The organism is Dinoroseobacter shibae DFL 12 = DSM 16493, assembly GCF_000018145.1.
In the GTDB taxonomy this organism is placed as follows: Bacteria; Pseudomonadota; Alphaproteobacteria; order Rhodobacterales; family Rhodobacteraceae; genus Dinoroseobacter; species Dinoroseobacter shibae.
In genome coordinates this window covers 45,453-70,668 of sequence record NC_009958.1, presented here as the reverse complement: position 1 = coordinate 70,668, position 25,216 = coordinate 45,453, and the positions used below count along the sequence as shown (strand labels likewise).

The following is a 25,216-nucleotide window of genomic DNA, read 5'->3' as shown; positions in this document are numbered from 1 at the left end:
CCATGGGACAGGATCACCATCGCGGACCGATCCGCAACAACCGTCAGAACGGGGAGCGTGATGTATGAGTACGGTTGAGCTGCCCTCCAGACCCACTGCCTTCCAGGCGGCCCGGGATGCCCGTGCGCCCGTGCTCGTCACGCTGGCCCTGGTCGCGATCTGCATTCCGGTCCAGTTCGCGGCAGGGCCTTTGGTGCTCAGTCCGATACGGTTTTTACTGCTGATCTGTACCGTACCACTCTTCATCCGTCTGGTGACGGGCAGTTATGGCAGGATCTTGTTTGTGGATGTCTTGATAGTGGCCCATGTGGTCTGGCAGCTAGTCGCAATGCTACACAATAACCCGGAGAGCGCTGTGCAGTTCGTCGGCTCAAACGGGTTGGAGTTTTTGGGAGCCTACCTGGTGGCACGCTGTGGCATCAGGAATCGGGATGACTTCGTCGCTTTTATCAAGTTGTTCATGTTACTGATCCTGTTGCTGATGCCGTTTGCAATGATCGAAACCCAGACCGCGCGCCCTGTAATCCCGGACTTATTCAGAAGCCTTGGATTGCAAGGGCTCACAGATGTTCGGGCGGACAAGCGCCTGGGACTCGAACGCGCACAGGTGGTGTTCCCTCACCCGATTCATTACGGCCTGTTCTGCTCCACAGCTCTCGCGCTAGTCTATCTGGGGCTTCAGGATCGCATGCCACGACCCAAAAGAATTATGCTGGCATTCGCGATCATAATCAGCACCGTCATGTCGGTCTCGAGCGGCGCACTTCTTCCGCTCATGATCCAGATCAGCCTGATCGCCTGGGCTGGGATCACCCACAGAACCAAGTATCGCTGGTGGCTCTTGATCGCGATTTTGGCGCCCTGCTACCTTTTGTTGGAAATAATTTCTGACCGGCCCGCACATATCGCCCTTCTCTCACATCTCACCTTCAATGCGCATAATGTCTACTGGCGTACGATCATCTTCGATTATGGCATGCTGAATGTCTGGGCTAACCCGATCTTCGGGCTGGGCCTGAAGGACTGGGTGCGCCCGTCCTTCATGCATTCGGGCTCAATGGACAATTTCTGGCTCCTGAACGCGGTCCGCTTCGGGGTTCCAGGCTTTCTGACGGTCGCGGGTGCGTTCGCCATTGCTCTTTTCCGTATCATGCACCTTCGCTTTCCGACGGACCACCCTTTGCGGCAGATACGCCTGGCTTACGTAGTCGGCATGATCAGCCTGCTTCTAACCCTATGCACGGTGCATGTCTGGGGACCAGTCTATTCACTGGTTATGCTATTCATGGGTAGCGGGATCTGGCTGATTACTGCCGACACGGCGGCCGAAACCTTCGATGAGACATCTGCAACCGAACCTGCCCGGCCCCAAAGCCGTTATACTCGCTTCGCAACACAAACGGTTCCGAAAACCTCAAGGGCAAACGCCGGAACTCGTAAGGCGGCGGCTGTCAGGTCGCGCCACGGCACTGGCGCATCAGGTCCGCCAGAGCGTTCTCATAGACAGTCAATTTCTGCCGGCCGCGGACCAGGGCGGCGCTGACCTCGGTTTTTAGCTCCACGCGCGCGGCAAACCCCTCGAGGATTCGCCCCGCCAGGCTGGCCTCGTCCAGAACCGTGCAATCCACCGTGCGCATATAGCCGAGACTGCCGAACAGCCCCTCGAACTTGCGGCTGTAGGCCATAGGCACCACCGGTACGCCCGCGGAAAAGGCCGCAATGCAGGCATGCATACGCGCCCCGACGAAAAAATCCATCCCGGCTATATAACTCTTGGCCTCCGAGGGCGTGGTAAAGCGCGGGGCCACCTGCACCCCGTCGAACGCGGCCGCGAGGTCGAGGCTGACTTGGTAGTCGTCCTCCACCGCGCCCTGTTCATGAGTGATCACATGGGGCACTAGGTGCAGCTCGCAGCCCTCGGCCTGGAAGGCCGCGATCAGGCCCTTCATCAGCGCCGGGTAATCGAGCGAGAGCCCGAACATGTTCTTGCCCGTGTATCCCCCGTTCATCAGCAGGCCCGAAACGTTGAGCCCGACGCGCACCGGACCGCCGGGCACTCGGGGAACGGGCGGGGTATAGGGCAGGCGCAGTGCCACGTCCGAAACCTCAAGGATGTCACGGGTCACGCCGAGCGCGCGCGCGGCCTGAGTTGACATCCCGTCCCGGGTGGCCACGATCGCGCTGCGCGCCAGCGTGTCCCGGGCCAGGACCTGCGAGCGCTTGCGGGTGAAGGGGCCGAGCGTTTGCGGCGCCACCACCAGCGGGGTCCGAGCCAGGTGGGTGAGATATTTCCAGACGAAGAGCCGGGTCAGACGACCGCTGCCATAGATATCGGCGAAACTGTCCCCAGCCCCGATATCCACCACCATGTCCATCTTCCTCAGCAGGGCGAAAACCCTGCGCGGATCGGCGATCTCCCGACTCCGGACCTGGCGAATTGTGACATCCGGGCCGTCCACATAGGGCGGGCGCGGATCCTTCCAGTCGATGATAGTGATGGCGATCCGGCAGTCGGCCTGTTCGGCAGCGGCGCGCAGGATCGCGATCTCGGCCACGGTGAGCGCGCCGACCCCGAGATTGTCCGACACGGCGGAATGGAACAGTAGGGCAATCTGGACGGGGCGGTCGTCAGTCATGGGAAGATCCGGAAGGCAATGTAAAGAGGCGCGGGCGCCCGGGCTTACGGCGCAGGCTGCGCCTTATCATTCCGAAAAAGTTACGCAGGTTGCGGCCCAAGGGGTTCTGGGCGGCCGCCGCCTTCAAGGTGAGGCCGCGATAGTCGGGAACCGGGCGCCCGCAAACCCGCAGGCCCGCTAGTCGCGCCAAGAGCGCCCGTCGACGTTCCCGCTGACCCGGCTGAATGGCGGCGAGGATCGTGGGATCAAACGGTGCAGTCTCAAGACGTCCAGCAGCTTGGGCCGCAGCCAGGATCTGCTGCCCCTTCACCGTACGGGCCACAATCAAGCTGACGCCCTCCTGTTCATCGAATAGAGGATAACCTTTCTCGTCTGCTTCCCATGCATCGGCACAGACAAGGTCTGCCGCGGTACCTGTGCCGTCGGCACAGATCTTGCATCGGTGCTGGACATGACGGGACAGGATCCTGCCCCAACTGTCATGGTAACTCATCTGCCGGGTGGTGCCATCCGCGAGGGTCGCAGTGGCATATCCCGGCCAGCCATTGCCGCGATAGCGGAACGCAACCGTATCTTGGTAGGGCGCTTCAAGGGCCGCAAGCACCTCCAGGCCCCCCCGCAGGGATGGAACCCCGGCACAGAAAAACGACAACAGAACCGGCACCCGCGCTGCTAGACCCGGGTCTTGCTCCTGGAGGGCCCGCAGGGCAGCGACATCGCAGGGCTTGCCAACGAAGGCGAAACGCTGAGCTGGACTGGCGGTCAGGCGCGCATGCAGCCCCTCCAGGGGCGCCGACGGGGCATAGCGGGACCCGGCTGCTGCCAGAACGCCTTCGGACCGGGTGGAGAGCACCGTGCCGTTGCCAATGCTGAGTTGCGGAGCCGCTGCGGTCTGGATCACCCCATCCACCGCTCCTGTCTCCAGAAGATGACACAGCAGCATCGACAGCGCCCCCCCCGAAGAGCCTGCGAAACGCAAGTCCGGATCCGTGGCCCAGCCCGTCTGCATCTCCAGATAAGGGCCCCAGAGCACCGAGGGTGTCCGCCCTGCATCCTCGACCCTTTGGCCGAGACCCGGGCAGATCGCGGCGATCGTGTCCTCTTCGACCGGGCTCAGCGGGGCCGATTGAACCGGGCGCAGGAAGCCAGGCTCCACCAAGGCCATGCGCAGCTTGTCGGGAGCGATGCTGGCGCAGCCCCCGCAGCCGGCACAGAGATCGCCGGCCTGGACCCGACGCAAGGCAGGGCTGTCAGGGGGCACGCGCGAGGCGGGGCCGAGTGTGTCGGCGGGCATGGGACCGGGCTCAGCAGGCATCGATGAAACCCGACAGGCGAACGATCAGGGCCCGGTGGGCGGCGCTTTCGGCCTCATGCATGGGCGCCAGGCTGGCCCGCCGCTCGAGCAGCGGGCCGAGATCCGAGGTCTCCCAGGCCACGTGCAGGCCCGGCAGGTCAGTGACCTGCTGCGCGGTGGCGTGCTGGTGGTTGTTGCGATGCTCCCCGCGGGCTGCGTCGCGCGGGCAGATGATCAGGGGCTTGCCCATGCGCCGCGCCGACAGGATGGTGCCGATCCCCGCATGGGCGACCACAACCTCCGCCGCCGCGAAAAGCGCCTCGAACCGCGGCGGCGGCAGGTGCGCATGGACCGTCAGGCCGGGCCAGGTCCCGGGATCGGGTCCCACTTGGGCCGTGACCTCGAGCTGCAGCCGCGCCGCCTCTTCTGCCATGGCCGCAATCAGCCGGGGAAAGGGCAGTTGGGTGCCCACCGTCACGAAGATCACAGGACGGACCCCGCGAACTCGGCCCCGCTGTCCCGGGCGATATGATCCCACTGGGTCAGCCAGAGATCGGCGACCCGACGTGCGTATCGTCCGGACATGGACATCTCGTCCGCATTGGCCACCGAATCCACCCAGATCGTCCGCGCCCCCAGAACCCGGCCAAGGGCCAGGGCGATGACACCGGGCAGGGCCCCGGTCGAGATCACGACATCCGGGCGTTCCCGTCGCAGCAGTCGCAGAACCTGCCAGGCACAGACCAGGACCGCGCGCTTCTCGTGCCGGTTGCAATCGGAGATGATCGTGGCGGGCGCTGCACCGAACTGCTCGGGCAGGGTCTCCAGGGTCGTGGCAAAGACCACGTCATGTGCCGAGAAGGCAGGCCGCATCAGCATCAGCTGCTGCCAGTGCCCCCCCGCGGAGGCGAGCGCGAGAATCTTCTTCATGGAACCCGTGATGAGACCGGCAGATGAATATTCGTCTTATCTCTATGCCATCTCCGGAAAGGTGTCTCTCGAAAAGCCCCCCAACCGCCTCCGAAAGTGATGGTCAGGCGGTTCGTGACCGTTTTCACACGGTCAGCACGGCCGACGGAACGCCTAGGGTCAGGACGCATTGAATTTCGCTGCGCTGCGTGATTCACGGCTCGGAAAACGGAGCGGTGACATGAGTGACCTTTACTGGCTGACCGACGAGCAGATGGCCAAGCTTTCCCCTTTCTTCCCGAAATCGCACGGCAAGCCTCGCGTTCACTGCCCGGCAGGGTATTGCGCAGCAATGTCCCGAGAGGGGATGATCGGCGTGTGTTGAGCGGGATTATCTTGATCAATGGCAATGGCTTGCGTTGGCGCGACGCTCCTGCCGCCTATGGTCCACACAAGACGCTTTACAGCCGCTGGAAGCGTTGGAGCGAGAAAGGCATCTTTGCGCGGATGATGACCGATCTCGCTGCGGCGCACGGCGAACAGAAGACTGTGATGATCGACGCGACATACCTCAAGGCACATCGAACTGCGACCAGCATGGCCGCTAAAAAAGGGGGCGTGGTCGCCTGATCCACTGCCCGTCAGGCGATTGCGAGGCAATCTGCCGAGAGGGGGTCGCACCAAGGGCGGCATGAACACCAAGCTGCACGCAATCTGTGAAAGCCAGGGAAGACCAATCGATCTGTTTGTCACCGCCGGACAGGTCAGCGATTATATCGGCGCACGGGCACTGCTCAGCGGCCTGCCAAACGTCAAATGACTGCTCGGAGATCGTGGTTATGACACTGACTGGTTCCGAGAAGCGTTGAAAGACAAAGGGATACGCGCCTGTATCCCGGGTCGAAAGCAGCGAAAGACGACGGTCAAATACGACAAGCGCCGATACAAACGGCGCAACCGAATCGAGATTATGTTTGGCAGGCTCAAGGATTGGAGACGCGTCGCGACACACTATGACCGCTGTCCCGGGGTCTTCCTCTCAGCCATCGCACTCGCTGCTGTCGTGATCTACTGGTTATGAAGCCTGACCCTAGGCCGCGAGAAAGTCATTCTCGTCCTCGGCGGGATCTTCTTCGTCCGGTGGGATCCGCTGTTCGGCGAGATCCTCCCGGAAGAAGGTGGAGACATTCTCCAAGGTGATCGTGCCGGTGTCGTCTTGAAGGGCCGGCGCTGGGTCTTCGGTGGCCTGGCGTCCGCCGAAGAAAGCAAAGAAGCTTTCGAGAAAGCGCTGAATGAGCACACCCTCAGGCTCCTCTTCCTCAGCCACCGACGGGGCTACCGGCTCCTCCGGCTCTTCCTCGCTCACTGGCGGCTCGAGCTCTTCGGGCTCTTCTGGTTCCTCCGGAAACCGGTCTCCGATCTCAAGCACCGATCCTGCAGGCGGGGTGGTCATCGAGAAGTAATCGATCTCCCCTTCGGCGCTGCGCCCCCGGCCCTCTCCCAAGGTGAGGTCGTATTGCGACCCCGAGATGGTGCCTTCGACGTCGGTCCGGCCGAGTTCCTCGCCGTCCAGAGACAAGCGCATCTGCCCCGCATGGCTGTCGAAATCGACCGCGATGTCAGCCCATTCGCCCTTCTCAAGAAGGTTACCCTCGGTGCGGATCTCGTAAACGTCGGCATCGGTCTCGATTTTGAGCCATAGCCCCTTCTCGTCTGTCACCCGCAGATCGACCGCCTTGAGCCATTTCACCAGCCAGCCGTTTTTTTCGAACGCGTCCGGTTTGAATGAGACGTCCATGGACAGGGTATGAAGCGTCTCGAACTCTGGGTTTCCGCGGGTCACCTCGAAAACACTGTCGCCATCCAGAGTGAACACGCCCTTCTTGGAGAACGCTTCGCCATTGGGATCGACAATCTCGACACCGTCGCCAAAGGTTTCGGAACGGGCGAAATCCGCCTCGAACAGGCCGTTTCCGCGGATGTCGACGGATCTCGTGGCGCTGTCGGAACTGCCATCAGGCGCAAGGACATCGAGCGTGACCTCGTGCAGCCCCGGCGTGTCGAAAGTTACCGTGACCTCCAGGCCCTCCAGGACGGTGCCATCGGCCAAGGTCCAGAAGACTTGTGCAGTCTCGGGATCAACCAGTTGTCCATCCACAGTCGAATAGCGGGCCGACAACTCCACCGCTGCGCGGTCCTCGAGACTGGGCTGCTGGGAGATCACGGCGTTCACCGGGGCCTCGCTGGGCGTCCAAGTGCTGGCCTCAGCGCCAGAGACCCCGTTGAGTGGGCTATCGGGCCGGAATTGCAAGTCGTAGACGTCCGTCTGGCCATCGGCGGCAAGGCCGATCACATGGGCATAGGCATAATTCGGCGCACTCGGATTATCGTAGTCCAGAAAGTAATTGGTCTCGGCCTGGTCCTCGGTTTCGATCCGGACCAAGTGAGCGACATTGCCAGCGGTCTCGACTTCCAAGCTGTTGCGTACCAAGATCCAGGGAGGGTTGGAGGCCGGTACGGCATCAGCCGTCTGGGACAGCACGGCGCCCTCGTTCCAAAGCACCGAATTGTTGGCAACCTCGACCCCTTGGTATCCGATGATCCCGATGCCATTAGACATGCCCGAATGGATGACATTGTCCGTGATCGTCAGGTTTTGACCATAAACTCCCTCCAAAGGGTCTCCCGCGTCATCGAAGGCCTCGTTCTGTACGAGAATGCCCTGAGCAGCGGAGCCTTCGCCCGCATTGAGCAGGTTACCGGTAATCGTCAGGTCGGTGTTGGTCATCCCCTCTGGGAACCCGGTCCAGAACTGGATCATGTCTGGGTGGTTGTACTCGTTGGTCGCACCCAAGAAATCATGGATGTGATTGTCCGAGACCAGAACATTGTTCACGCCGCCGCCGCGAATACCGTCCCCCTGCAAGGCGGAGATGTCGTTGCCGGTTACGATCGTATCGCGTACCCCTGCCAAACTGATACCGTGGTAGTAATTCGAGATCGTGCTGTCGGCGAATAGAACGTCCGAGGCATTGCGCAGATAGACGGCATCCTCGGCCTTCACGGTGTCGTCATCGAAGCCGAGGGGGGCTTCGGCAGTGCTGGTCATGGTCAGATCGACGAATTGCAGATGCGCTCCGGACTTTACATAGATGTCATGGAGATGGCCTGACCGCTCGAATCCGTAATCCCCGCTATCGATCGTCACATCGGTCAGGCTGAGATAGACACTGTTGTCGATATAGACCTGCTTTAATTGCGCGGGGTTGTTCGAGTCTTGGGAGGTGATCAGAACCGCGCTCTCGGCACTATCGCCGAGGTTGCGCGCATCCAATCGGTAGGGACCAGCCTCACCCGAGAGCAGAACCGTACCCCCGGTCGTGCCAGCAAGCTCCGCCACAGCGGCATTGAGTTCTTCTGTGCTGGAAACAAGGATGGTGGCGTTTTGATGGGCAGTGTAATCCTTGAAGTAGGAGGAACCTGACATGGAGCGGTGAGACCTTTTCGGTACGTGGTAGTGCCTGATTTTGAGCGTATGCTTAAGAAGCCACTGGCTAACGCGTCTGACTTGGGCGTTCTAGAATAGTGCAATCGGGGACACTAGGGTCAGTGTGAACCTGTCGCGGAATTATGCCGCTCCTTTGAACACGTATCGTGTCGCAAAGGAGAATGGACATGGCATCACAACCGAGCCCGAAGACCGCTGCGCGCCTCTTTCGGCTTTGTTTCTAAAAACAAGCCTCTAAGCGGGGCAGCCAGCACCGGACTGCCAGAAAAGTTGCAAAACGCTAACGGTTGCGCCTTCCTGACACCTTTATTTCCGGACCATATCTGCGATGCCGACAGGGTCGCCGCGTGGCAAGATTCGAAAGGAAGTCCAACATGTTGAAGGCTGCGGGGGTGGTGTTTGCAAGCCAGGGGCTGGTCACGGTGATCCTGTTTGCTCGCAATATACTTATCGCACGGCTTATTTCGGTGGAGGACTTCGGTATCGCGAGCAGTTTCGCGATCGCCTTTGCCTTCATCGAAAGCGCTACGAATGTGGGGCTCAACCGGCTGGTCGTCCAGGATCGGGATGGGGATGATCAGCTTTTCGTCGATGTGCTTCACCTGTTTCAGGTGGTCCGAGGTCTGCTAGGCGCCGGGGTCACGCTGATCCTAGCCGCACCCTACGCTGGGCTGCTGAACATCCCCGAGGTGACCTGGGCCTTCATGGCGCTGGCGTGGGTACCTTTCATACGCGGGTTTCTCAATCTCGATATGTTCCGCATTCAGCGCAGGATGGATTTCCAAGCCTTCGCGCGAGCGAGCGTCCTGTCGGCTCTGTCGTCGATCCCGGTGGTGGTGCTGATCTACCTAATCATCGGGGATTATCAGACCATGCTTTGGGCGATCATCGGGCATCAGACAGTGTTGGTGGTCTTATCGCATCTGATGGCCAAAAGGCCCTTCGGCCTCGCTTTCGAGCCCACGATCCTGCGCCGGGCCTTGGGGTTCGGCACGCCGCTTCTGCTGAACGGACTGGTGATGTTCACAGTGATCAATGGCGACCGGCTGATCGTCGGGAACCAACTAGGTGTCGAGACGCTTGCCTGGTTCTCTGCGGTGTTCATGATCACCTACACACCTACAACCGTCATGGCGAACACGATGCAATCAGTCTTACTGCCGCGCCTATCGGGGCTTCAGAATACACGGGAGGAGTTTCTTGTCGCCGCCGAAGATGCAATGGCCTTGGGATTTCTGATCGGGATCGTGGTGGCGGTCGGGATCGCTCTCTTCGGACCGATCCTGCTTCTGTTGGCGTTCGGGAACAAGTTCGCACCCGGCCTAGAGATCCTCCTGCTGATGGGTGTCGTGCAGGCCGTGCGCATCAGCAAGCTAGGTCTATCGATGATTGCCTTGGCCCGCGGAACCACCACCAATATGCTCTATGCCAATCTGGCGCGCCTTCTCGTGCTTCCCGCAGGCTTGGGCGCGCTGATGCTCGGACATGGGATCGAAGGCTTGCTGCTCGCCTCCCTGGGTGGAGAACTGCTGGGTCTGCTGGTCTCCAAAGTCCTGTTGCACCGCCAAATCGAGCCTTCCCTGAAAGTGCCCTGGATACTCGTGGGGCTGTCGGGACTGACCTTCGGCTTGATCCTGGTGCTAGACGCGTTGCATCCGCCAACGGTTGAGATCTTGGGCAATGTTTATCCCGCACAACTCGCCCTACTAATCCTTGTCGGATTAGCCGCCTTGAGCACACGCCCTGTACGCAACCTAGTGCGGGGTAAGAAACATCCTGCTCAGGCACAAAAACCGGAAAAACCTTGAACTACTTGTCGGTCTGTATGGAAGTTGGAGTTCCCCCGGTTTGATGGACGGTTAAGTGCAATTCTTGCAGATTTGCCCCAGGAAGACCGCCAGGTGCTGTGCGACGCCTTATCAGGCGACATTCCTATCCCAGCTGTGGCTAAGCAATGAGAGGACGTTGGTTGTGACCTGGATCGGATCGGCGAACTAAAACGGGCACTTCAGTGGTCATCTTGGCGTCGCCAAGGACGGTCGGCCATTCGCCGAAGGCGAGATTGGTCGTGACGACAATCGAAGAGCGCTCGTAGAGCTTTCTGATGAAGTGGAACAGAAGCTGTCCGCTGGTCTGCGCAGCTCCTCTTAAATCCGGGCGAGCGTCAGGCGTTCTCGCTTCGACCGCCGCGTATTCTCGGCCAGCAACTCGTCCAACTCCGACCGCCAAGGGTCGATCTTCGGATGGGGTGATGTGCTACCCAACGCGCCCTCGGCCGTTATCAGAGTTTCCGCCCTTTGTTCAGCTTGGCTGCCAGTTCCACGGTGCCAATTCGTTGATGCGGTTGACCTTATGATCGGCGATGTGGCTCAGCACCCAGGTCAGCCAGGCTTCCGGATCGACGCGGTTCATGCGGGCGGTCTCGATGAGGGTGTAGGCGACCGCTGCGGCCTTGCCGCCGCCTTCCGAGCCCATGAAGCGATAGTTCTTCCGCCCAAGTGTCAGCGGTCTGATTGATCGCTCACAGATGTTGTTGTCCAGATCGAGCTGGCCGTCTTCGAGATAGGCCCGCGCCTTGGGCATGCAGCCGAGGGCGTATCGAATGGCCTCGGCCAGACTGGTTTTTCCCAAGATTTTCGGCAGCTGCTGCTTCAGCTAGGTCTCCAGATCGTCGAAGATCGGCTTGGCCCTGGTCTGTCGCAGGGCGACCCGTTCGTCGGGCGGCTTGTAGCGCGCCTCCTTTTCGCTGGCATAGAGCCTGGCGATGCGTTCGATGGTTTCCTGCGCAATTGTGGATCCGTTGCGCTCGAAGACATCCACGAACTTGCGGCGGACATGCACCATGCAGGCCTGTTCCGTGGCCAGCCCCGCGCCGAACAGCCCGTTGTAGCCAGTGAACCCATCGGCATGCACGATGCCCGTATAGCCCTTGAGGTAGGCGGCGGGATATTCACCCTTGCGATCCACGCTGAACTGATACCAGGCGCAGGGCGACGCCTGGCCGCACCATGGTCGTTCATCGCGGACATAGCTCCACATCCGCGCGGTCTGGGTCCTGCCGGTCTAGCCTCCGACCTGCATCTTGACCGGGGTGTCGTCGGCAAAGAGCGTGGCACCGGCGCGGGCCAGCTTTGCTCCCTGAATTCCGTCGGGTATGGGTTTCTCGTTCTCGGCATGAAAAACACTCTCCTTCATCAGTGAAAAAGTGACCATCAAACCGGGGGAACTCCAACTCCAGTTCTCGGAAGTACTACAGGCTGATATCGGCTCCTAGCGGTCGGGCACCCAACTCCAGTCGTACCAGTCCCGCTCCGCCGCTCCCGCCACCGCACCTATCCGGCGGTTGTCCAAGAACTCCCCCGGCAAAGGCCGTGCCATCTCGATGGCCTCGCGCGGAGTTGTCGGCAGGTAGACCCCCGGCTGCGGCCCATCGGAGGTCTGGATCAGCCCGGGCCCGCCAAAGCGGATCCGCATAGACCGGCCCAGATCTGTCGAGCGCAAGCCGTCGTCATTGTCATTCCAGCCCGGTTGGTTGCGCTGACGGCCAAGAGTCGCAGAGATGTTGTGATGCACACGAACGTCGGCGCCAGTAAGGAGAAGCCGTGCCCCCTGCCAGTCCGGATTGAACCCATCGGCGCTCGTATGGGGGCGGCCATCGCCGTTGGCATCACCAGGAAACGGCTGAAGCAGGCTATTGTGGTGCACATACAGGCCGCGATTATCCGGATCCGAGAACCGGATCCCGTTTGGCGAGGTGATCCAGAGCACATTGTGCCGGATCTTGAGGTTGCTGTAGCCCTCGGGGCCAACCACGTTATTGGAGAAGAACCCTTGAGGTCCTGGCTTGGCGCCGCGCAGGTCCCACTGGTCCACCCCTTTGCCGTTGCACGCGATGCGCAGCACTTCCCAGGGTCCGGTGATCTCCACCACTTCGGCAGGCCGACCATAGGCGGTCATGACCTGCCCCTCGGGGGGCAGCACACGCAGCACGCCCTCGGAGGGGAGCTTCTGGATTCCCAACTGCACCCGGCGCTCGGGGCAGCGCGCTGCCGGCAGACGGGTCGTGCCAGGGGCTTCGAAGCGGTGCAACAGGCTTGGCTCGAAGGGTAGATCATCGGGGACAGGCATAGGATCAGTCGCCCGGAACCCGGTGATAAAGCCGGGCTGCCGCGTGCCTTCGGCTCCCATATAAACGATATTGCCCTCGATCGTTACATCCGAGACGCCACAGGCAATCTTCGCGACCGGAAACATGTGGATCGCGTCGGGGTGATACTGATTGTTGGACCAGATATTCTCCATGATGTTATTGCGAAACACGATATTGCGGCTCTGACGGCAGCGCCCCTCGGGCAGGCGTACCGCCGAGATCCGCAGCATGTCGCCCCAGCCGTGCCGGGTGCGGGTATGCTCCACCAGGATATCCTCCCCCTGGAGTTGCATCGAGTTCATCAACCCGCTGAAGGTAACGTCCCGGATCGTTAGCTCCAGGGCATACCCATTAATCCCATTGAGGATTCGCTCGACCGGCAGCGCCCCTGCAAAGGCTTCGCCCAAAGGGCCACGAAAGGCGACGCGTTCGATCACCATGTTGCGCGTTGGAATGCCCTTCCAGCCAAGCTCGAGCGCATTGGTCACACCGCGAAAACCCAGATCACTCAGGCGTGTCACTTGGGGTGCGTCCAACTCGAAGACCAGGTCCCGCAAGATTAAGTCACCATTAGGCCGATCATCGGTCGAGCCCATGATCCAACGCGACAAGATCGCAGGATTAGCCGGATCGCGTGAGGTGACCACCATCGGGCGAGCTGGATCGAGCCCCACGAAGGCCCCGCGATGGGCGTGCCACTTGAAGTTTCCGAACCGCCCAGGACCCAGGCATAGGGTCAGACCCGACTTCTCCGCCGCCGGAAGACGCAGGGCCGCGTCCAACTCTGCATCCGTAGCTACGCAGAGATGATCGGCCCGGATCGCCACTGGCACGGACAGGGTCCCGTCGCTCAGAAGCCCTTCCCATGGCGTGGTGGGCGGCGCCGCCAGGCTCAGCCGCCCGTCGCGCACCGAGAAAACCGCTCCCTCGACGAAATACTGCCCATCGCCCAGCTCCGTGGGCACCGCCGCACTGTCCGGCGCGTTGCGCAGCCCGAACACCACCGGCGCGGGCCCGACCGGCGCCTCCGGGCCGGCCGCCCGCGTCGGCGCCGCGAGGATTTCCGCCGCCCCCGTCCCTGGGGCCAGTAGCCACAGACCACAGAGCACCACACGCAGGCCCTGAAGACGGGGAAACAAAAGATCACGATACATCATGGGGTCAGTCTAGGTCACACACTCATAAATGACGAGCGAGGTCTGAGGATTGCTTGTTCACTTTTGTAGAGGAGGAGAGCAGCATGGCCCAAAGTCGCTACGAACTGACGAACTTTGAGTGGTCGATTATCGAACCGCTTTCGCCAAACAAGTTAGTGTCTGAGCACGTGGTGTAATTTCTGCGCCTTTGACGGGGCTCTGTTGCACAAATCGGGTGAAGGCCAAGGTTCCCCTTTCCCCGGATGGATTCATCTTAGGGTCAGGACGCATTGAATTTCGCTGCGCTGCGTGATTCACGGCTCGGAAAACGGAGCGGTGACATGAGTGACCTTTACTGGCTGACCGACGAGCAGATGGCCAAGCTTTCCCCTTTCTTCCCGAAATCGCACGGCAAGCCTCGCGTTCACTGCCCGGCAGGGTATTGCGCAGCAATGTCCCGAGAGGGGATGATCGGCGTGTGTTGAGCGGGATTATCTTGATCAATGGCAATGGCTTGCGTTGGCGCGACGCTCCTGCCGCCTATGGTCCACACAAGACGCTTTACAGCCGCTGGAAGCGTTGGAGCGAGAAAGGCATCTTTGCGCGGATGATGACCGATCTCGCTGCGGCGCACGGCGAACAGAAGACTGTGATGATCGACGCGACATACCTCAAGGCACATCGAACTGCGACCAGCATGGCCGCTAAAAAAGGGGGCGTGGTCGCCTGATCCACTGCCCGTCAGGCGATTGCGAGGCAATCTGCCGAGAGGGGGTCGCACCAAGGGCGGCATGAACACCAAGCTGCACGCAATCTGTGAAAGCCAGGGAAGACCAATCGATCTGTTTGTCACCGCCGGACAGGTCAGCGATTATATCGGCGCACGGGCACTGCTCAGCGGCCTGCCAAACGTCAAATGACTGCTCGGAGATCGTGGTTATGACACTGACTGGTTCCGAGAAGCGTTGAAAGACAAAGGGATACGCGCCTGTATCCCGGGTCGAAAGCAGCGAAAGACGACGGTCAAATACGACAAGCGCCGATACAAACGGCGCAACCGAATCGAGATTATGTTTGGCAGGCTCAAGGATTGGAGACGCGTCGCGACACACTATGACCGCTGTCCCGGGGTCTTCCTCTCAGCCATCGCACTCGCTGCTGTCGTGATCTACTGGTTATGAAGCCTGACCCTAGAGCACGGCCCGAAAGGCTCGGACTAATCAAGCCGCACCTCTGCGGCAGAGACCCCGTGCCCAAATCACTTGACCCGGACGACCCCGTTACCGAAGGCCTGACCCTATTAGGACCCGGGCACAGTACCAGAGCGCTCACACCCTGAGCCCCAGCTCCGACAGCAGCAGCTCGTCGCGCACTGCGAAAGCCTCCAGCCGCCGGATGCCCGCATCGCTCTCGAACCGGGCCGCAAGCATCGGCCAGCGGCGCTCCTGGTGGGCGTCATCCGTGGCCCGGCGGAAGGTCTCGGTCACCGAGATCTCCAGCCCCCGGGCGGCCATGTCCGCCTCCAGCGCACCCAGCTCCCGGATCGAGTAGATCCGGCTCATCCGCGGCACGTTGGACAGGGCCGCCTGCAAGGCGGTCTCCTCGTCCAGCGCCTGGACCTCGCGCCAGCCCAGCATCCGCCGCGTGGCGAAATAGGAGGTATAGAAATTGTCGTAATGGGCCCGGATGAACCCCTGCCAGGCCGCATCGCCACCGAAGAAATACTCTTCCGCGGACATGGTCAGGATCCGCCGCAGCCCCCGCAGATGCGGCTCCTGGGGCTGTTCGAGCACCTCGTCGGCCCGGGCCCGGGCCATTTTCAGCACATAGAGATAATAGGAGGCCAGCCGCTCGAACGGGTCGCGCAGCACGGTGAAGACGAAGGCCCCGGACGGCAGGGTATCGGTCTCGCCCCAGTCGAGCGGCCCGGAATAGAGACTGTATCCTGGCGGCATCTGCGGCGCACCCGCCGCCACCTGGTTGTAGCGGCGCACCGGCGAGACGGTCTCCGGGCCCAAGGCGCGGGCCAGTTCTTCATGGATGGTCTGCCCGGCGGTCTTGGGGATGTGCAGAAAGACCAGCGGGGCGGTCGCAGAAACACTCATGCAGAAACCGGCGCCACATGTCCTGCGGCAATACCCAGATCCGCCCGCAACCGCTCCAGCACCGTCCGGGCCGGATCGGCATCGGGATCGAAGGGGATGACCCGACCGTTCCCGGCCGCCGCCACGGCCGCCCCCTGGGCGCCGAGATCGAAGGCATAGACCGGCAGGCCACTGGCCAGCGCCTCATGGGTGGTGAAGGAGAAGGTCTCGGGCCAGACCGAGGGGATCAGCCAGCAGGTGATGCCGTATTTCCCGACGATCTGCGCCAGATCCGCGATCCGGTAGGTGCCATGGACCGCCATTCCCTCGGGCAGCCCGAAGGCCGGGTCGATATTGCCGATCAGGACCAGGCCCGGATCGGTCGGCCGCGCGCCGCTGCCATGAAGGGTGCGGGCCATGTCCTGCACCAGCTGGGCCCCCTTCTGCACCCCGATATTGCCGAGCACTCCGACCACGGGGGCCGCGTCGGGCCCCGGCACGGGGATGCGCGGCACCTCGTTCAGCAAACGGTGGGGCCGGACGCGGATCGCCGCCCGGGCCGCCGGGTAGGCTTCTGCGACCAGGTCCCGGCTACTTTCGGAAAAGACCGTGATCTCGCGTGCCGCGGTCATCAGCGGCCCCCAGGCCGCGCGCCAGCCCGCCAGATCCAGAAGCCCCTGGTCCGGGCGGGCAATTCCATGGGCCGGATCGGCGGTGTCCAGCGGCGGCAGCCCGCGGAACACATGGTCGCTGTCCAGCAGACAGTAGGACGGGCTCAGGGGGAAATAGTCATGCACCAGCACCTCGACCGGGTCGCGCATGGCGAACTTGCGCAGTGACAGCAGCAGCGCCGGCAGCTCCGCCGGGTCCGCATCCCCCACCCCGCAGGAATAGATCAGCCGCCGCGCACCCACGGGCGCCAGCAGCGCCTGCACGAAGCCGAACTCGTCGGTCCCGCCGGCGACCTGGCCAGCAGGGGTAACCACCTCGACCTGCCAGCGTTGCGGCCCGCCAACCCGCAGGATCACTGCCCCGCCGATCCGATCCACATCCTCGGCCACCCGGCGCGCCAGGTCGTCTTCGGCCCCGCCGCCCAGGGAATGGGCCAGGTAGATGGGCAGGGCCGCCTCCGCCGCCCGGGCCCGCGCCGCCACCAGCCCGACCGCCAAGGCCACCCGGGGCGTGATCAGCGGATCGGCCGCGATAAAGCCCTGCACCTCCCGGTCATAGCTCGGGTAGCGCTTGGCGACGATCTGGTTGTTGGTGTGAATGAGCCGCTGCTTCTCCTCGGACCCGAAGCTCTCGCCGCCCCGATGCTCCACGTAAAGCCCAGGCAGGCCCAGGTGCCGCCCGCCACGGGCGCGCACCTTCTGACACCAGTCGACCTCCTCGCCATAACCGCGCCCGAACACCGGATCGAGCGTCGGGAACCGACGCAGCCAGTCGATATGCATGGCCATGCAGAACCCCACCCCGGTGGGCGCCACCGACAGGGTCGCCTCGGGATGAAAGCCGCGCGCCACCGCGTCCACCGCCTCGGCCTCGCCCGGCGCCAGCATGCTGCGCGCACAGATCACCGGGCTGGAGAAGATCTCCGCGTCGTTGGACATGGGCGTGACGCTGGCCACGTTGTCATGGACCACCATGGGCCGCAGGAGCCGCGACGCCCAGCCCGGCGGCACCAGCGCGTCGGAGTTCAGCAGCACCACGTGATGCCCGCGCTCCAGGGCGGCGGCAAAGCCGCGATTGACCGAGTCGATGAAGCCCAGGTTGGTCTCGTTTTCCAGCAAGCTCACACGCCCGGGCTGGGCCGCGTTCTGGGCCGTGGCCCAGCCGCGCAGCCAAGGCCGAACCTCCGGGTCGGTGGAACAATCCTCGATCACGATGGCGTGCCAGGGCAGATCCGTGTGCTCGGCCACCCGCGCCAACGCGGCCCGGGTCAGATCCAGCGCATTGTAGACTGGCATCACCACGGTGATCGGCAGGTCCGTGGGAAAGGCCAACTCCTCGCCCTCGGCGAAGGTGAAGAGCGCAGTCTCCATCGGCCCGGCCCGGGGCACCGCCTCCAGCGAAAGCGCCCGCTTGATCCGGTCCCGGGTGACCGGGTCACGGCGCAGGACATAGCGGCCCAGCAGGGGCGACATGACCATCAGCTTGCCCAGAAACCGCCACCGCAAACGGCCCCGGGCGCGCCGCAGGGCCTCCAGGCTCATCCCGGCAAGGGGCAGCTCGGCACGCCCGCCTCCGTGATCGAGGGTCAACAGATAAGGAAAGGCCTCCAGCGGCGCGTCTAATTCGAACCCGACATACCGCCCCAAGCCCAGGGCGTTGGCCACATCCTCGCGCGGGATATGCGGGCGGCAGCTGGCCTGCCCTCCGTTCCAGCTCAGGGTGATCCGATCCGCGGTGCTCCAGCCCACCACACGCAGCCGATTACCCCGCGCCGCCACGAGGTCCACATGCCCCAGGGGCTGACCTTCTTCGACGGGCTCCCCGAGGGAAAAACCCGGCAGATCCAGCGTCAGATGGCGATCCGCATAGCGATGGAATACCCCCTTGAGGCGTTGCAACACGACCCTGTTTCCTTCCAGCTGACCCGACCCATCACCGCCCCGCGGCTGTCGCGCTCGCGGTGTAGCCGCCTCACCCCGCCCTGTCCACGCATCGCAACACCGCAGCAGAGCGGTTTGTGGCCTGCGCGTAACGGACCCGGGGCCTCAGCGCCCCAGCACCCGTCCGGCCGTGCGCGCGATCAACACCAAGTCGAAACAGACCGACCGATGCGCCGCATAGATCAGGTCGAGCCGGGCCTTGCGCGGCACGCAGGCCCGCGCATAGACCGCGTCGGTCTCGGCCGGATCGGCGCAGGCCGCCAGCAGCCGCTCCTCATGGGCATGGTAGGTCAGGGTCGCCAGCCCCGTGACCCCGGGCCGGGACCGCAGCACCCGGCCATAGAGCTCGGGAAACCGCTCGACATATTCGCGCAGGGGCGGGCGCGGCCCGACGAAGCTCAGATCGCCGCGCAGGATGTTCCACAACTGCGGTAACTCGTCGAGCCGGGTGCGCCGCAGCCAGCGCCCCGCGGGGGTGATCCGTGCGGCCTTGTCACCGCCCGACACGCCGCTGTCGGCCGCGGCCACGGTCATGGTGCGGAACTTCCACAGGGTGAAGCCGCGCTCCGGCGTGGTCATCCGCTCGGCAGCATGAAAGACCGGCGCACCCTGGCTGAGCCGCAGCCACAGGGCCAGCCCCGCGATCACCGGGCCGAGCACGATCCCCAGCACCAGCGCCAGGATCAGATCGAGCGCACGCTTGCCCGGGGTCACGGGGAAATCTCCTTGCAAAGAGCCTGTTTCAGGGCCGTGTCCGCCCGCCATTCCGCCACGATACCCCGGGCGGTGCCCGCCTCGGGCGGCAACGCCACCAGCCCGGCCAGGCGCGCGGTGTCCAGCACCACCTCCGCCAGGGCCGCCTCCGGCGCGGGCACGGGCCGCCAGCGCAGGCCCGCGGCGGCCAGCAGGGCGGCCATCTCCACCCCCGGGCCGGGCCCGGTGAGGTTGAGCACGCCGGGCAAGGGGGGCCCCGCCGCCTGCCGCACCAGCCCCGCCAGCACCGCCGCCAGGGACGCAGGCCCGAGATAGCTGCGCCGCGGGGTCGTGCCATCTGCAAAGCGGTGCAGGCTCACCGGCACCCCCGGGGTCGCGGCAGACAACAGCGCATCGGCCCCCGCCACATTGCCGATCCTGAGCACGCAGGCCCCGGGCAGGCCCGCCAGCGCCGCCTCGCCCGCCGCCTTGGCCCGGCCGTACTCGCTCAGGGGGGACGGGGGATCATCCTCGGCACAGAGCGCCCGCGCCCCGTAGACCGCCGCCGACGAGGCCCAGAGCAAGGGCCGCCCCCCCGCCACGCGCGCCCCATGGGCCACGGCCCGGGCGAGCGGCGCGATGGCCGCGAAACTGTCGATCGCACGCCCGGGTGCCGGGACCGGCCCCGCCAGGTCGAGCACCACGTCCACCCGGCCGCAGGCCTGCGCCAGGGCCAGCGGGTCCGTGCGCGGATCGAACACCACCCAGTCCCCGGCCCCGCGCACCGCCCCCTGCCGGGCCTGCCAAAGCGGCTCCAGATCGGGCCATGCGCCCCAGTGCCGCCGGAGCATCCCGCCCAGCCGCCCCGTCGCCCCCAGAACCAGAACCCGCACGGTCATCCCGGACCCTCGCCCCCGTCGTCGTTTCCCGAACATGCCTGCGCCCGGCTTGACCACCGGGCGCACCCGACAACCCCCGTCGGAGCCTCCGGCGGGAGTATTTGAAGACCAATGACAGGCAAACGCACGCCCTATTTCAACAGCTGGCCCAGGTATTCGCCGTAATTGTTCTTGCGGAACTTCTCCGCCCGGGCCTGCAGCGCCTCGGCGCTGATCCAGCCCTTGTCGTAGGCGATCTCGTCCGGGCTGCCGGTCTGCAGCCCCTGCCGCCGCTCCAGGGTGCGGACGAAATTCCCCGCATCCAGCAGGCTGCCATGGGTCCCGGTGTCGAGCCAGGCATAGCCCCGCCCCATCCGTTTGACGCTCAGCAGCCCGTCGGCCAGGTACATCTCCAGCAGCGTGGTGATCTCCAACTCGCCCCGGGCGCTCGGCTGCACCTTGCGCGCCCGCTCCGGCGCCGAGCCGTCGAGGAAATAAAGCCCCGTCACCGCGTAATTCGACGGCGGCACCTCGGGCTTCTCGATGATCTGCTTGACCGACCCCGCGCTGTCGAAGGCCACCACCCCATAACGCTCGGGATCGGCCACGTGGTAGCCGAACACCGTGCCGCCCGCGGTCTGGGCGTCGGCCTCGGCCATGATGTCCGGCAGCCCGTGCCCGAAGAAGATGTTGTCGCCCAGCACCATGGCCGAGGGCGCGCCATTCAGGAAGTCCTCGGCCAGGATATAGGCCTGGGCCAGCCCGTCGGGGCTGGGCTGCACGATGAAGGTAAACGACACCCCCCACTGGCTGCCATCGCCGATGGCGCGCTGGAACTGGGCCTGGTCCTCGGGGGTGGTGATGATCGCGATCTCGCGGATCCCGGCCAGCATCAGCACGCTGATCGGGTAATAGATCATCGGCTTGTCATAGATCGGCAGAAGCTGCTTCGACACCCCGATGGTGATCGGGTAGAGCCGCGTGCCGGAGCCCCCCGCCAGAATGATGCCTTTGCGTTGGGTCATGGAAAAAACAGCCTCTTCATAAGGGAAATCGGGGTTACGGGCGGGGGGTGTGGCCGAGATCGCGCAGGATCCCGCTCAGGCTCTCGGCCCAGTCGGGCCGCGCGATGCCAAAGGCCGCCTGCAGGCTGGAACAGTCCAGGCGCGAGTTGTGCGGTCGCCGGGCGGGCGTGGGATAGGCCGCCGAGGGGATATCCGTGACCGCGCAGTCCAGCCCCGCCTGGCCGAAGATCTCGCGCGCGAAATCGGCCCAGCTCACATCCGGGGCACCCGCGAAATGATAGGTCCCCGACTTGCCCGGATCGGCGGCCAGCCGTGCCGCGATCTTCAGGCAGGCCGCCGCGATATCGCCCGCCGCCGTGGGCCCGCCCACCTGGTCGGCCACGATGCTCAGGCTGTCGCGCTCGGCCCCGAGCCGCAGCATGGTCTTGACGAAATTGCCGCCATGGGCCGAGACCACCCAGGAGGTGCGCAGGATCGCGTGCACCCCGCCCACGGCGCGCACGGCCTCTTCCCCGGCCAGCTTCGATCGCCCGTAAGCCCCCAGAGGCCCCACGGGCGCGTCCGGCGCGAAGGGCGCGGTGCCCGCCCCGTCGAACACGTAATCGGTCGAGATATGCACGAACGGCACGCCAAGCTCCGCCGCCGCGACCGCCATGGCCCCCGGGGCCGCCCCGTTGATGCGCGTGGCGAGATCCTCTTCCGCCTCGGCCCGGTCCACGGCCGTGTAGGCAGCCGCATTGATCACCGCCGACGGCGCCGCGGCGCGCAGGGCGGCGGCACAGGCGTCGGGGTCCGACAGATCCGCCGCATCGCGCCCCAGAAACAGCGCCTCCGGCACCCGCGCCGCCAGTTCGCGGGCCACCTGGCCCGTCTGTCCGAAAACGAGGATCATGGCTCTTCTCCGTACTCGGGAAACAGCAGGGGCGCGTCGCGGGCGAGATCCCGCAGAAGGGCGAGATCCCGCCCGTAGAGCCGGGCCACCTGCCCGGCGAGGGCGTCATCGAACAGATCCACCGCCCGCGGCAGCGCCCCCCGCGCCTTCGCCACCATCAGCTCGACCAGGGGCGTGTCGGCCTGGCAGCCGCCCTCCAGCGGCACAAAGCCCGCGCTCGTGTGCCCCGAGAACTTGCGCGAATCCACGTGGTCATGCCCCGTCCGCTGCGCGAAGAACGCCGCGAAAGCGTCCAGCCCGGTCATCCCGAACACATGGTCATAGCGCGCGTAGACCAGGAAATCCTCCTGCGGACGCCAGTGGATATTGGCCCGCAGCATCCCCGGCCGCCCGATCCAGTCGACGAAGCCGCGAAAGGTCAGCCGGTCGGGATCGATCTCGCGCGCGGACCGGTCGTAAAGCGCCCAGAAATCCGGCTGGCGCGAGACGATCTTGTCGAGAAACGTGCTGGCCAGGCGGCGGAACGGGCAGCGCAGGACAAGCGCTGTCTCGGGCGCCCGGGCCAGCTCGGGCAGCGTGGCCGCGAAGGTGGCGTTGTTCTTGTGCACCCAATTCCACTCCTCGACCGTGGCGATCGCGCCATTGGCCAGGGCCAGGCTGATCCGCAGGCTGGTGCAGGCGTTCTTGGGAATGAAGGTGAACACGGTGCCCGATCCGTAATGCACCAGCGCATGCTGGCTGGCGAAGCGATGGGCCGCGTTCTTGCCGAGCGGCTCGCGCGTGCCCGGCGTGTGACGCAGCAGCCGCGGATGATGGGGGGCGTCCGGCACGCCTCAGCCCGCCTTGCCCAACCGCCGCCCGACCCCGTCGCGATCCTGCAGCGCGCGCCACCAGGCCTCGTTGTCGAGATACCACTGCACGGTGCGGCGCAGCCCCTCCTCGACCGTGACCGACGGGCGCCAGCCCAGTTCCGTGGCGATCCGGGTGGGGTCGATCGCGTAGCGCGCGTCATGCCCGGGCCGGTCGGTGACGAAGCTGATCTGCTCGGCATAAGGCCGCGGCCCCGGGCGCAACTCATCGAGGATCCCGCACAGGGTCTGCACCAGCTGCAGGTTGGTACGCTCGTTCTCCCCGCCGATATTGTAGGACCGGCCGACCACGCCCTTCTGGACCACCAGGAGGAGCGCATCGGCGTGATCCTCCACATAGAGCCAGTCGCGCACGTTCGACCCGTCGCCATAGATCGGCAGGGGCTCTCCGGCGAGCGCCTTGAGGATGATCACCGGCACCAGCTTCTCGGGGAAATGGAAGGGGCCGTAATTGTTCGAGCAGTTGGTCATCACCACCGGCAGCCCGTAGGTCTCGTGCCAGGCGCGCACCAGATGATCGGACGCCGCCTTGGAGGCCGAATAGGGGCTGCGCGGGTCATAAGGTGTCTCTTCGGTGAACTGCCCCGTGGGGCCCAGGGATCCGAACACCTCGTCGGTGGAGATATGGTGGAACCGGAAATCCTCCGGCCGCCCCTGCCCCACCCAATGGCTGCGCGCCGCCTCCAGCATGTTGTAGGTGCCGGTGATGTTGGTCTCGATGAAATCGCCCGGCCCGTCGATGGACCGGTCCACATGGGATTCCGCGGCCAGATGCATCACCGCATCCGGCGCATGGGTCGCGAACACCCGGTCCAGCGCGGCGCGGTCGCGGATATCCACATGCTCGAATGCGTAAGCCGGGCTGTCCGCCACGCTGGCCACGTTGTCGAGGCACGCCGCATAGGTCAGCGCGTCGAGGTTCACCACCTGGTGCCCGTCGCGGATCGCCTGGCGCACCACCGCCGAGCCAATGAACCCGGCCCCGCCGGTCACCAGAAGTTTCATGCGCTTATCCCTCGTAGACGAACGGACTGTCGAAATCGGCGAGCCGCACGGCGGCGGCATCCTTGGCGGAGATCACCGGATCGCCCTCGAAGCCCCAGTCGATGCCGCAACTGTCCCAATGCACGGCCCCATCGCACTCGGGCGCATAGTAGTCGCTGCACTTGTAGACAATCTCCGTATCGGGCTCCCGGGTGACGAAGCCATGCAGGAACCCCGCCGGCACCAGCAGCTGCTTGCCGTTCTCGAAACTCAACTCGGCGCCGAACCACTGCCCGTAGGTCGGGCTGCCCCGGCGCACATCCACCGCCACGTCGAACAGCCGCCCCCGCCCGCAGCGCACGAGCTTGTCCTGGGCATGGGGGGGCGCCTGGAAATGCAACCCCCGGACCGTGCCCACCTGCGCCGAGAGCGAATGGTTGTCCTGCACGAAATCCAGCGTGATGCCATGCCCGGCCAGCACCCGGCGCGAGTAACTTTCGGAGAAGAACCCCCGCGCATCGCCGAACCGCGCCGGGGTCAGGAGCTTCACGCCGGGAAGGGGGGTGTCTTCGATCTGCACCGGAACCTCTTTTATTTATATTATAAAACATGAGCTTAGCCCATTTTTGCGGGCAATATAGCAACCGGCCCGCGGGGAGTCACGGCACCCGCGCGCGAAACCGCCCGGTTCGCCGGATATGCCACAGATGCACAACAGACAGGCTACCGCCGCGACAGGCAGGGCCCGGGCGCGATCAGGGCGCGCTCAGGGCACGGGGGCGGCGTGATCCCGAAAATGCGCCGCCGCCTGCCCCCGGTCGATCTGCCCCCGGGCCAGCGCCACCATCATGTCCGCATGGGTCTCATCGGTCACCGGCGACAGAAGCCAGCCATGCCGGGCCAGAAACACATCCGCCGTCATGAAACCCGTACGCTTGTTGCCGTCCACGAACGGATGATTGCCCGCGATCCCCTCGGCATAGGCTGCCGCCAACACGAACAGATCGGTCTCTCCATAGGCCCACAGGTTGACCGGACGCGCCAGGGCCGAGGCCAGAAGTCCCGCGTCGCGCAGCCCCGCAGCCCCGCCGCCGATCTCGAGACCCAGGTCGTGGATCCGCAGCACCCCGGCCTGCGAAACCCAAAAGGGCTCCGTCACCGCCGGGCCAGTTTTTCAACCGTCACCCGCTGGGCCGCCATCCGCGCCTCGATCAGCGCCGTCTCCTCGGCAGCCTCGAAGGCCTGCAGCCGCGCATAGGCCTCCGCACTCATCAGCACCAGCCGGTCGCGGTTGTGATGGGTGATGATCACCGGCTCCCGCTGGGCCGCGTCGCTATAGGCGCCCACGTTCTGCTGGAACTCCGTGGCGGTGATGCGGGGCATGGACACAGCTCCATAAAATAGATAATTTTCATACTATACAGAGAGCGCCAAGTCCGTCCAGCTTCACGGTTGCCCCGCACAAACACCGCCTTCTTGGCTCCGCTGATCTGTCTCAACCGGAGAGACTTTAAACGTGGAAGATCGCATCAAACTTTGGCGGAGG

Annotated in this window: 19 protein-coding genes and 4 pseudogenes; 4 read left to right on the top strand and 19 right to left on the bottom strand. The window is 64.3% G+C overall.

Translation table 11 applies throughout. From position 1 onward, the window contains the following. The first annotated feature begins 64 nt into the window (after positions 1 to 64). A complete protein-coding gene (locus tag DSHI_RS20765) occupies positions 65 to 1,543 on the top strand; it encodes an O-antigen ligase family protein (protein ID WP_012187416.1) in 1,479 nt (492 codons plus the stop codon). On the opposite strand, the gene DSHI_RS20760 is transcribed toward DSHI_RS20765, so the two are convergent. The 4 genes from DSHI_RS20760 to DSHI_RS20745 are packed head-to-tail and all read right to left on the bottom strand — an operon-like array spanning position 1,452 to position 4,860. Further along, entirely contained in the window at positions 1,452 to 2,636 is a 1,185-nt protein-coding gene (locus DSHI_RS20760; protein WP_012187415.1) for a polysaccharide pyruvyl transferase family protein, read from the bottom strand. The two genes, DSHI_RS20765 and DSHI_RS20760, sit on opposite strands and share 92 nt — an antisense overlap. Next, entirely contained in the window at positions 2,629 to 3,930 is a 1,302-nt protein-coding gene (locus DSHI_RS20755) for a Coenzyme F420 hydrogenase/dehydrogenase, beta subunit C-terminal domain (protein WP_157865459.1), read from the bottom strand. The genes DSHI_RS20760 and DSHI_RS20755 overlap by 8 nt, the downstream gene beginning before the upstream one ends. A 10-nt stretch (positions 3,931 to 3,940) precedes the next feature. Further along, the gene (locus DSHI_RS20750; RefSeq protein WP_012187413.1) at positions 3,941 to 4,417 is read right to left on the bottom strand and encodes a glycosyltransferase; all 477 of its coding nucleotides are present in this window, start codon (positions 4,415 to 4,417) and stop codon (positions 3,941 to 3,943) included. Next, a complete protein-coding gene (locus tag DSHI_RS20745) occupies positions 4,414 to 4,860 on the bottom strand; it encodes a glycosyltransferase family protein (protein ID WP_012187412.1) in 447 nt (148 codons plus the stop codon). Before DSHI_RS20745 ends, DSHI_RS20750 begins: the two co-directional genes overlap by 4 nt. A 220-nt stretch (positions 4,861 to 5,080) precedes the next feature. On the opposite strand from DSHI_RS20745, the pseudogene DSHI_RS22105 reads away from it, so the two are divergent. Further along, positions 5,081 to 5,920 (top strand): annotated as a pseudogene (locus tag DSHI_RS22105) (IS5 family transposase). 9 nt (positions 5,921 to 5,929) lie between these two features. On the opposite strand, the gene DSHI_RS20730 reads toward DSHI_RS22105, so the two are convergent. Next, positions 5,930 to 8,326, bottom strand: a complete 2,397-nt coding sequence (locus tag DSHI_RS20730; RefSeq protein ID WP_012187411.1) for a right-handed parallel beta-helix repeat-containing protein — start codon at positions 8,324 to 8,326, stop codon at positions 5,930 to 5,932. A gap of 395 nt (positions 8,327 to 8,721) precedes the next feature. On the opposite strand from DSHI_RS20730, the gene DSHI_RS20725 reads away from it, so the two are divergent. Then, entirely contained in the window at positions 8,722 to 10,155 is a 1,434-nt protein-coding gene (locus DSHI_RS20725; protein ID WP_012187410.1) for an oligosaccharide flippase family protein, read from the top strand. Between the two features lie 202 nt (positions 10,156 to 10,357). On the opposite strand, the pseudogene DSHI_RS22100 reads toward DSHI_RS20725, so the two are convergent. The 3 genes and pseudogenes from DSHI_RS22100 to DSHI_RS20715 form a co-directional block, all read right to left on the bottom strand. Then, a pseudogene (locus DSHI_RS22100) lies at positions 10,358 to 10,486 on the bottom strand (ATP-binding protein); the annotation flags it as partial. 162 nt (positions 10,487 to 10,648) lie between these two features. Continuing rightward, positions 10,649 to 11,479, bottom strand: a pseudogene (tnpC, locus tag DSHI_RS22930) (IS66 family transposase); the annotation flags it as partial. Between the two features lie 138 nt (positions 11,480 to 11,617). Then, positions 11,618 to 13,654, bottom strand: coding sequence for a hypothetical protein (locus DSHI_RS20715; RefSeq protein WP_012187408.1), 2,037 nt, complete (start codon positions 13,652 to 13,654; stop codon positions 11,618 to 11,620). Between the two features lie 320 nt (positions 13,655 to 13,974). Between DSHI_RS20715 and DSHI_RS22095 the strand changes: the two are divergent. Beyond that, positions 13,975 to 14,814 (top strand): annotated as a pseudogene (locus DSHI_RS22095) (IS5 family transposase). Positions 14,815 to 14,961: 147 nt separating this feature from the next. Here the strand turns inward: DSHI_RS22095 and DSHI_RS20700 are convergent. The 11 genes from DSHI_RS20700 to DSHI_RS20650 all read right to left on the bottom strand — a co-directional run bounded on the left by DSHI_RS20700 (position 14,962) and on the right by DSHI_RS20650 (position 25,053). Beyond that, positions 14,962 to 15,738 (bottom strand): sulfotransferase family 2 domain-containing protein, encoded by a 777-nt coding sequence (locus DSHI_RS20700; RefSeq protein WP_012187407.1) that lies wholly within the window; start codon positions 15,736 to 15,738, stop codon positions 14,962 to 14,964. Beyond that, the gene (locus tag DSHI_RS20695) at positions 15,735 to 18,290 is read right to left on the bottom strand and encodes a glycosyltransferase (protein WP_050757932.1); all 2,556 of its coding nucleotides are present in this window, start codon (positions 18,288 to 18,290) and stop codon (positions 15,735 to 15,737) included. The genes DSHI_RS20700 and DSHI_RS20695 overlap by 4 nt, the downstream gene beginning before the upstream one ends. 144 nt (positions 18,291 to 18,434) lie before the next feature. Continuing rightward, on the bottom strand, positions 18,435 to 19,043 hold the full coding sequence (locus DSHI_RS20690; protein ID WP_012187405.1) for a sugar transferase: 609 nt from the start codon (positions 19,041 to 19,043) through the stop codon (positions 18,435 to 18,437). Further along, a complete protein-coding gene (locus DSHI_RS20685) occupies positions 19,040 to 19,921 on the bottom strand; it encodes an NAD-dependent epimerase/dehydratase family protein (RefSeq protein WP_012187404.1) in 882 nt (293 codons plus the stop codon). The genes DSHI_RS20690 and DSHI_RS20685 overlap by 4 nt, the downstream gene beginning before the upstream one ends. 131 nt (positions 19,922 to 20,052) lie before the next feature. After that, positions 20,053 to 20,925 carry a glucose-1-phosphate thymidylyltransferase RfbA gene (rfbA, locus tag DSHI_RS20680; RefSeq protein WP_012187403.1) on the bottom strand — a complete coding sequence of 291 codons (873 nt, stop codon included), beginning with the start codon at positions 20,923 to 20,925 and terminating at the stop codon, positions 20,053 to 20,055. A 34-nt stretch (positions 20,926 to 20,959) separates the two neighbouring features. After that, a complete protein-coding gene (rfbD, locus tag DSHI_RS20675) occupies positions 20,960 to 21,817 on the bottom strand; it encodes a dTDP-4-dehydrorhamnose reductase (protein ID WP_012187402.1) in 858 nt (285 codons plus the stop codon). Then, positions 21,814 to 22,647, bottom strand: coding sequence for a sulfotransferase family 2 domain-containing protein (locus tag DSHI_RS21565; RefSeq protein ID WP_012187401.1), 834 nt, complete (start codon positions 22,645 to 22,647; stop codon positions 21,814 to 21,816). The genes rfbD and DSHI_RS21565 overlap by 4 nt, the downstream gene beginning before the upstream one ends. 3 nt (positions 22,648 to 22,650) lie before the next feature. Further along, positions 22,651 to 23,691 carry a dTDP-glucose 4,6-dehydratase gene (gene rfbB / locus DSHI_RS20665; RefSeq protein ID WP_012187400.1) on the bottom strand — a complete coding sequence of 347 codons (1,041 nt, stop codon included), beginning with the start codon at positions 23,689 to 23,691 and terminating at the stop codon, positions 22,651 to 22,653. A 4-nt stretch (positions 23,692 to 23,695) separates the two neighbouring features. After that, positions 23,696 to 24,250: a dTDP-4-dehydrorhamnose 3,5-epimerase gene (gene rfbC / locus DSHI_RS20660; RefSeq protein ID WP_012187399.1), complete on the bottom strand. Its 555-nt coding sequence runs from the start codon at positions 24,248 to 24,250 to the stop codon at positions 23,696 to 23,698. Positions 24,251 to 24,436: 186 nt separating this feature from the next. Continuing rightward, positions 24,437 to 24,829: a type II toxin-antitoxin system death-on-curing family toxin gene (locus tag DSHI_RS20655; protein WP_012187398.1), complete on the bottom strand. Its 393-nt coding sequence runs from the start codon at positions 24,827 to 24,829 to the stop codon at positions 24,437 to 24,439. Beyond that, a complete protein-coding gene (locus DSHI_RS20650; RefSeq protein ID WP_012187397.1) occupies positions 24,826 to 25,053 on the bottom strand; it encodes a type II toxin-antitoxin system Phd/YefM family antitoxin in 228 nt (75 codons plus the stop codon). The genes DSHI_RS20655 and DSHI_RS20650 overlap by 4 nt, the downstream gene beginning before the upstream one ends. Positions 25,054 to 25,216: the final 163 nt, after the last annotated feature.

Excerpts from the sequence above, each read along its gene's own strand:
- DSHI_RS20650 (WP_012187397.1), bottom strand. The coding sequence starts at position 25,053 with ATGCCCCGCATCACCGCCACGGAGTTCCAGCAGAACGTGGGCGCCTAT.
- DSHI_RS20700 (WP_012187407.1), bottom strand. The coding sequence starts at position 15,738 with ATGAGTGTTTCTGCGACCGCCCCGCTGGTCTTTCTGCACATCCCCAAG.
- rfbD (WP_012187402.1), bottom strand. The coding sequence starts at position 21,817 with ATGATCCTCGTTTTCGGACAGACGGGCCAGGTGGCCCGCGAACTGGCG.
- DSHI_RS20760 (WP_012187415.1), bottom strand. The coding sequence starts at position 2,636 with ATGACTGACGACCGCCCCGTCCAGATTGCCCTACTGTTCCATTCCGCC.
- rfbB (WP_012187400.1), bottom strand. The coding sequence starts at position 23,691 with ATGAAACTTCTGGTGACCGGCGGGGCCGGGTTCATTGGCTCGGCGGTG.
- DSHI_RS20755 (WP_157865459.1), bottom strand. The coding sequence starts at position 3,930 with ATGCCCGCCGACACACTCGGCCCCGCCTCGCGCGTGCCCCCTGACAGC.
- DSHI_RS20725 (WP_012187410.1), top strand. The coding sequence starts at position 8,722 with ATGTTGAAGGCTGCGGGGGTGGTGTTTGCAAGCCAGGGGCTGGTCACG.
- DSHI_RS20765 (WP_012187416.1), top strand. The coding sequence starts at position 65 with ATGAGTACGGTTGAGCTGCCCTCCAGACCCACTGCCTTCCAGGCGGCC.
- DSHI_RS20730 (WP_012187411.1), bottom strand. The coding sequence starts at position 8,326 with ATGTCAGGTTCCTCCTACTTCAAGGATTACACTGCCCATCAAAACGCC.
- rfbA (WP_012187403.1), bottom strand. The coding sequence starts at position 20,925 with ATGACCCAACGCAAAGGCATCATTCTGGCGGGGGGCTCCGGCACGCGG.
- DSHI_RS20685 (WP_012187404.1), bottom strand. The coding sequence starts at position 19,921 with ATGACCGTGCGGGTTCTGGTTCTGGGGGCGACGGGGCGGCTGGGCGGG.
- DSHI_RS20745 (WP_012187412.1), bottom strand. The coding sequence starts at position 4,860 with ATGAAGAAGATTCTCGCGCTCGCCTCCGCGGGGGGGCACTGGCAGCAG.
- DSHI_RS20715 (WP_012187408.1), bottom strand. The coding sequence starts at position 13,654 with ATGATGTATCGTGATCTTTTGTTTCCCCGTCTTCAGGGCCTGCGTGTG.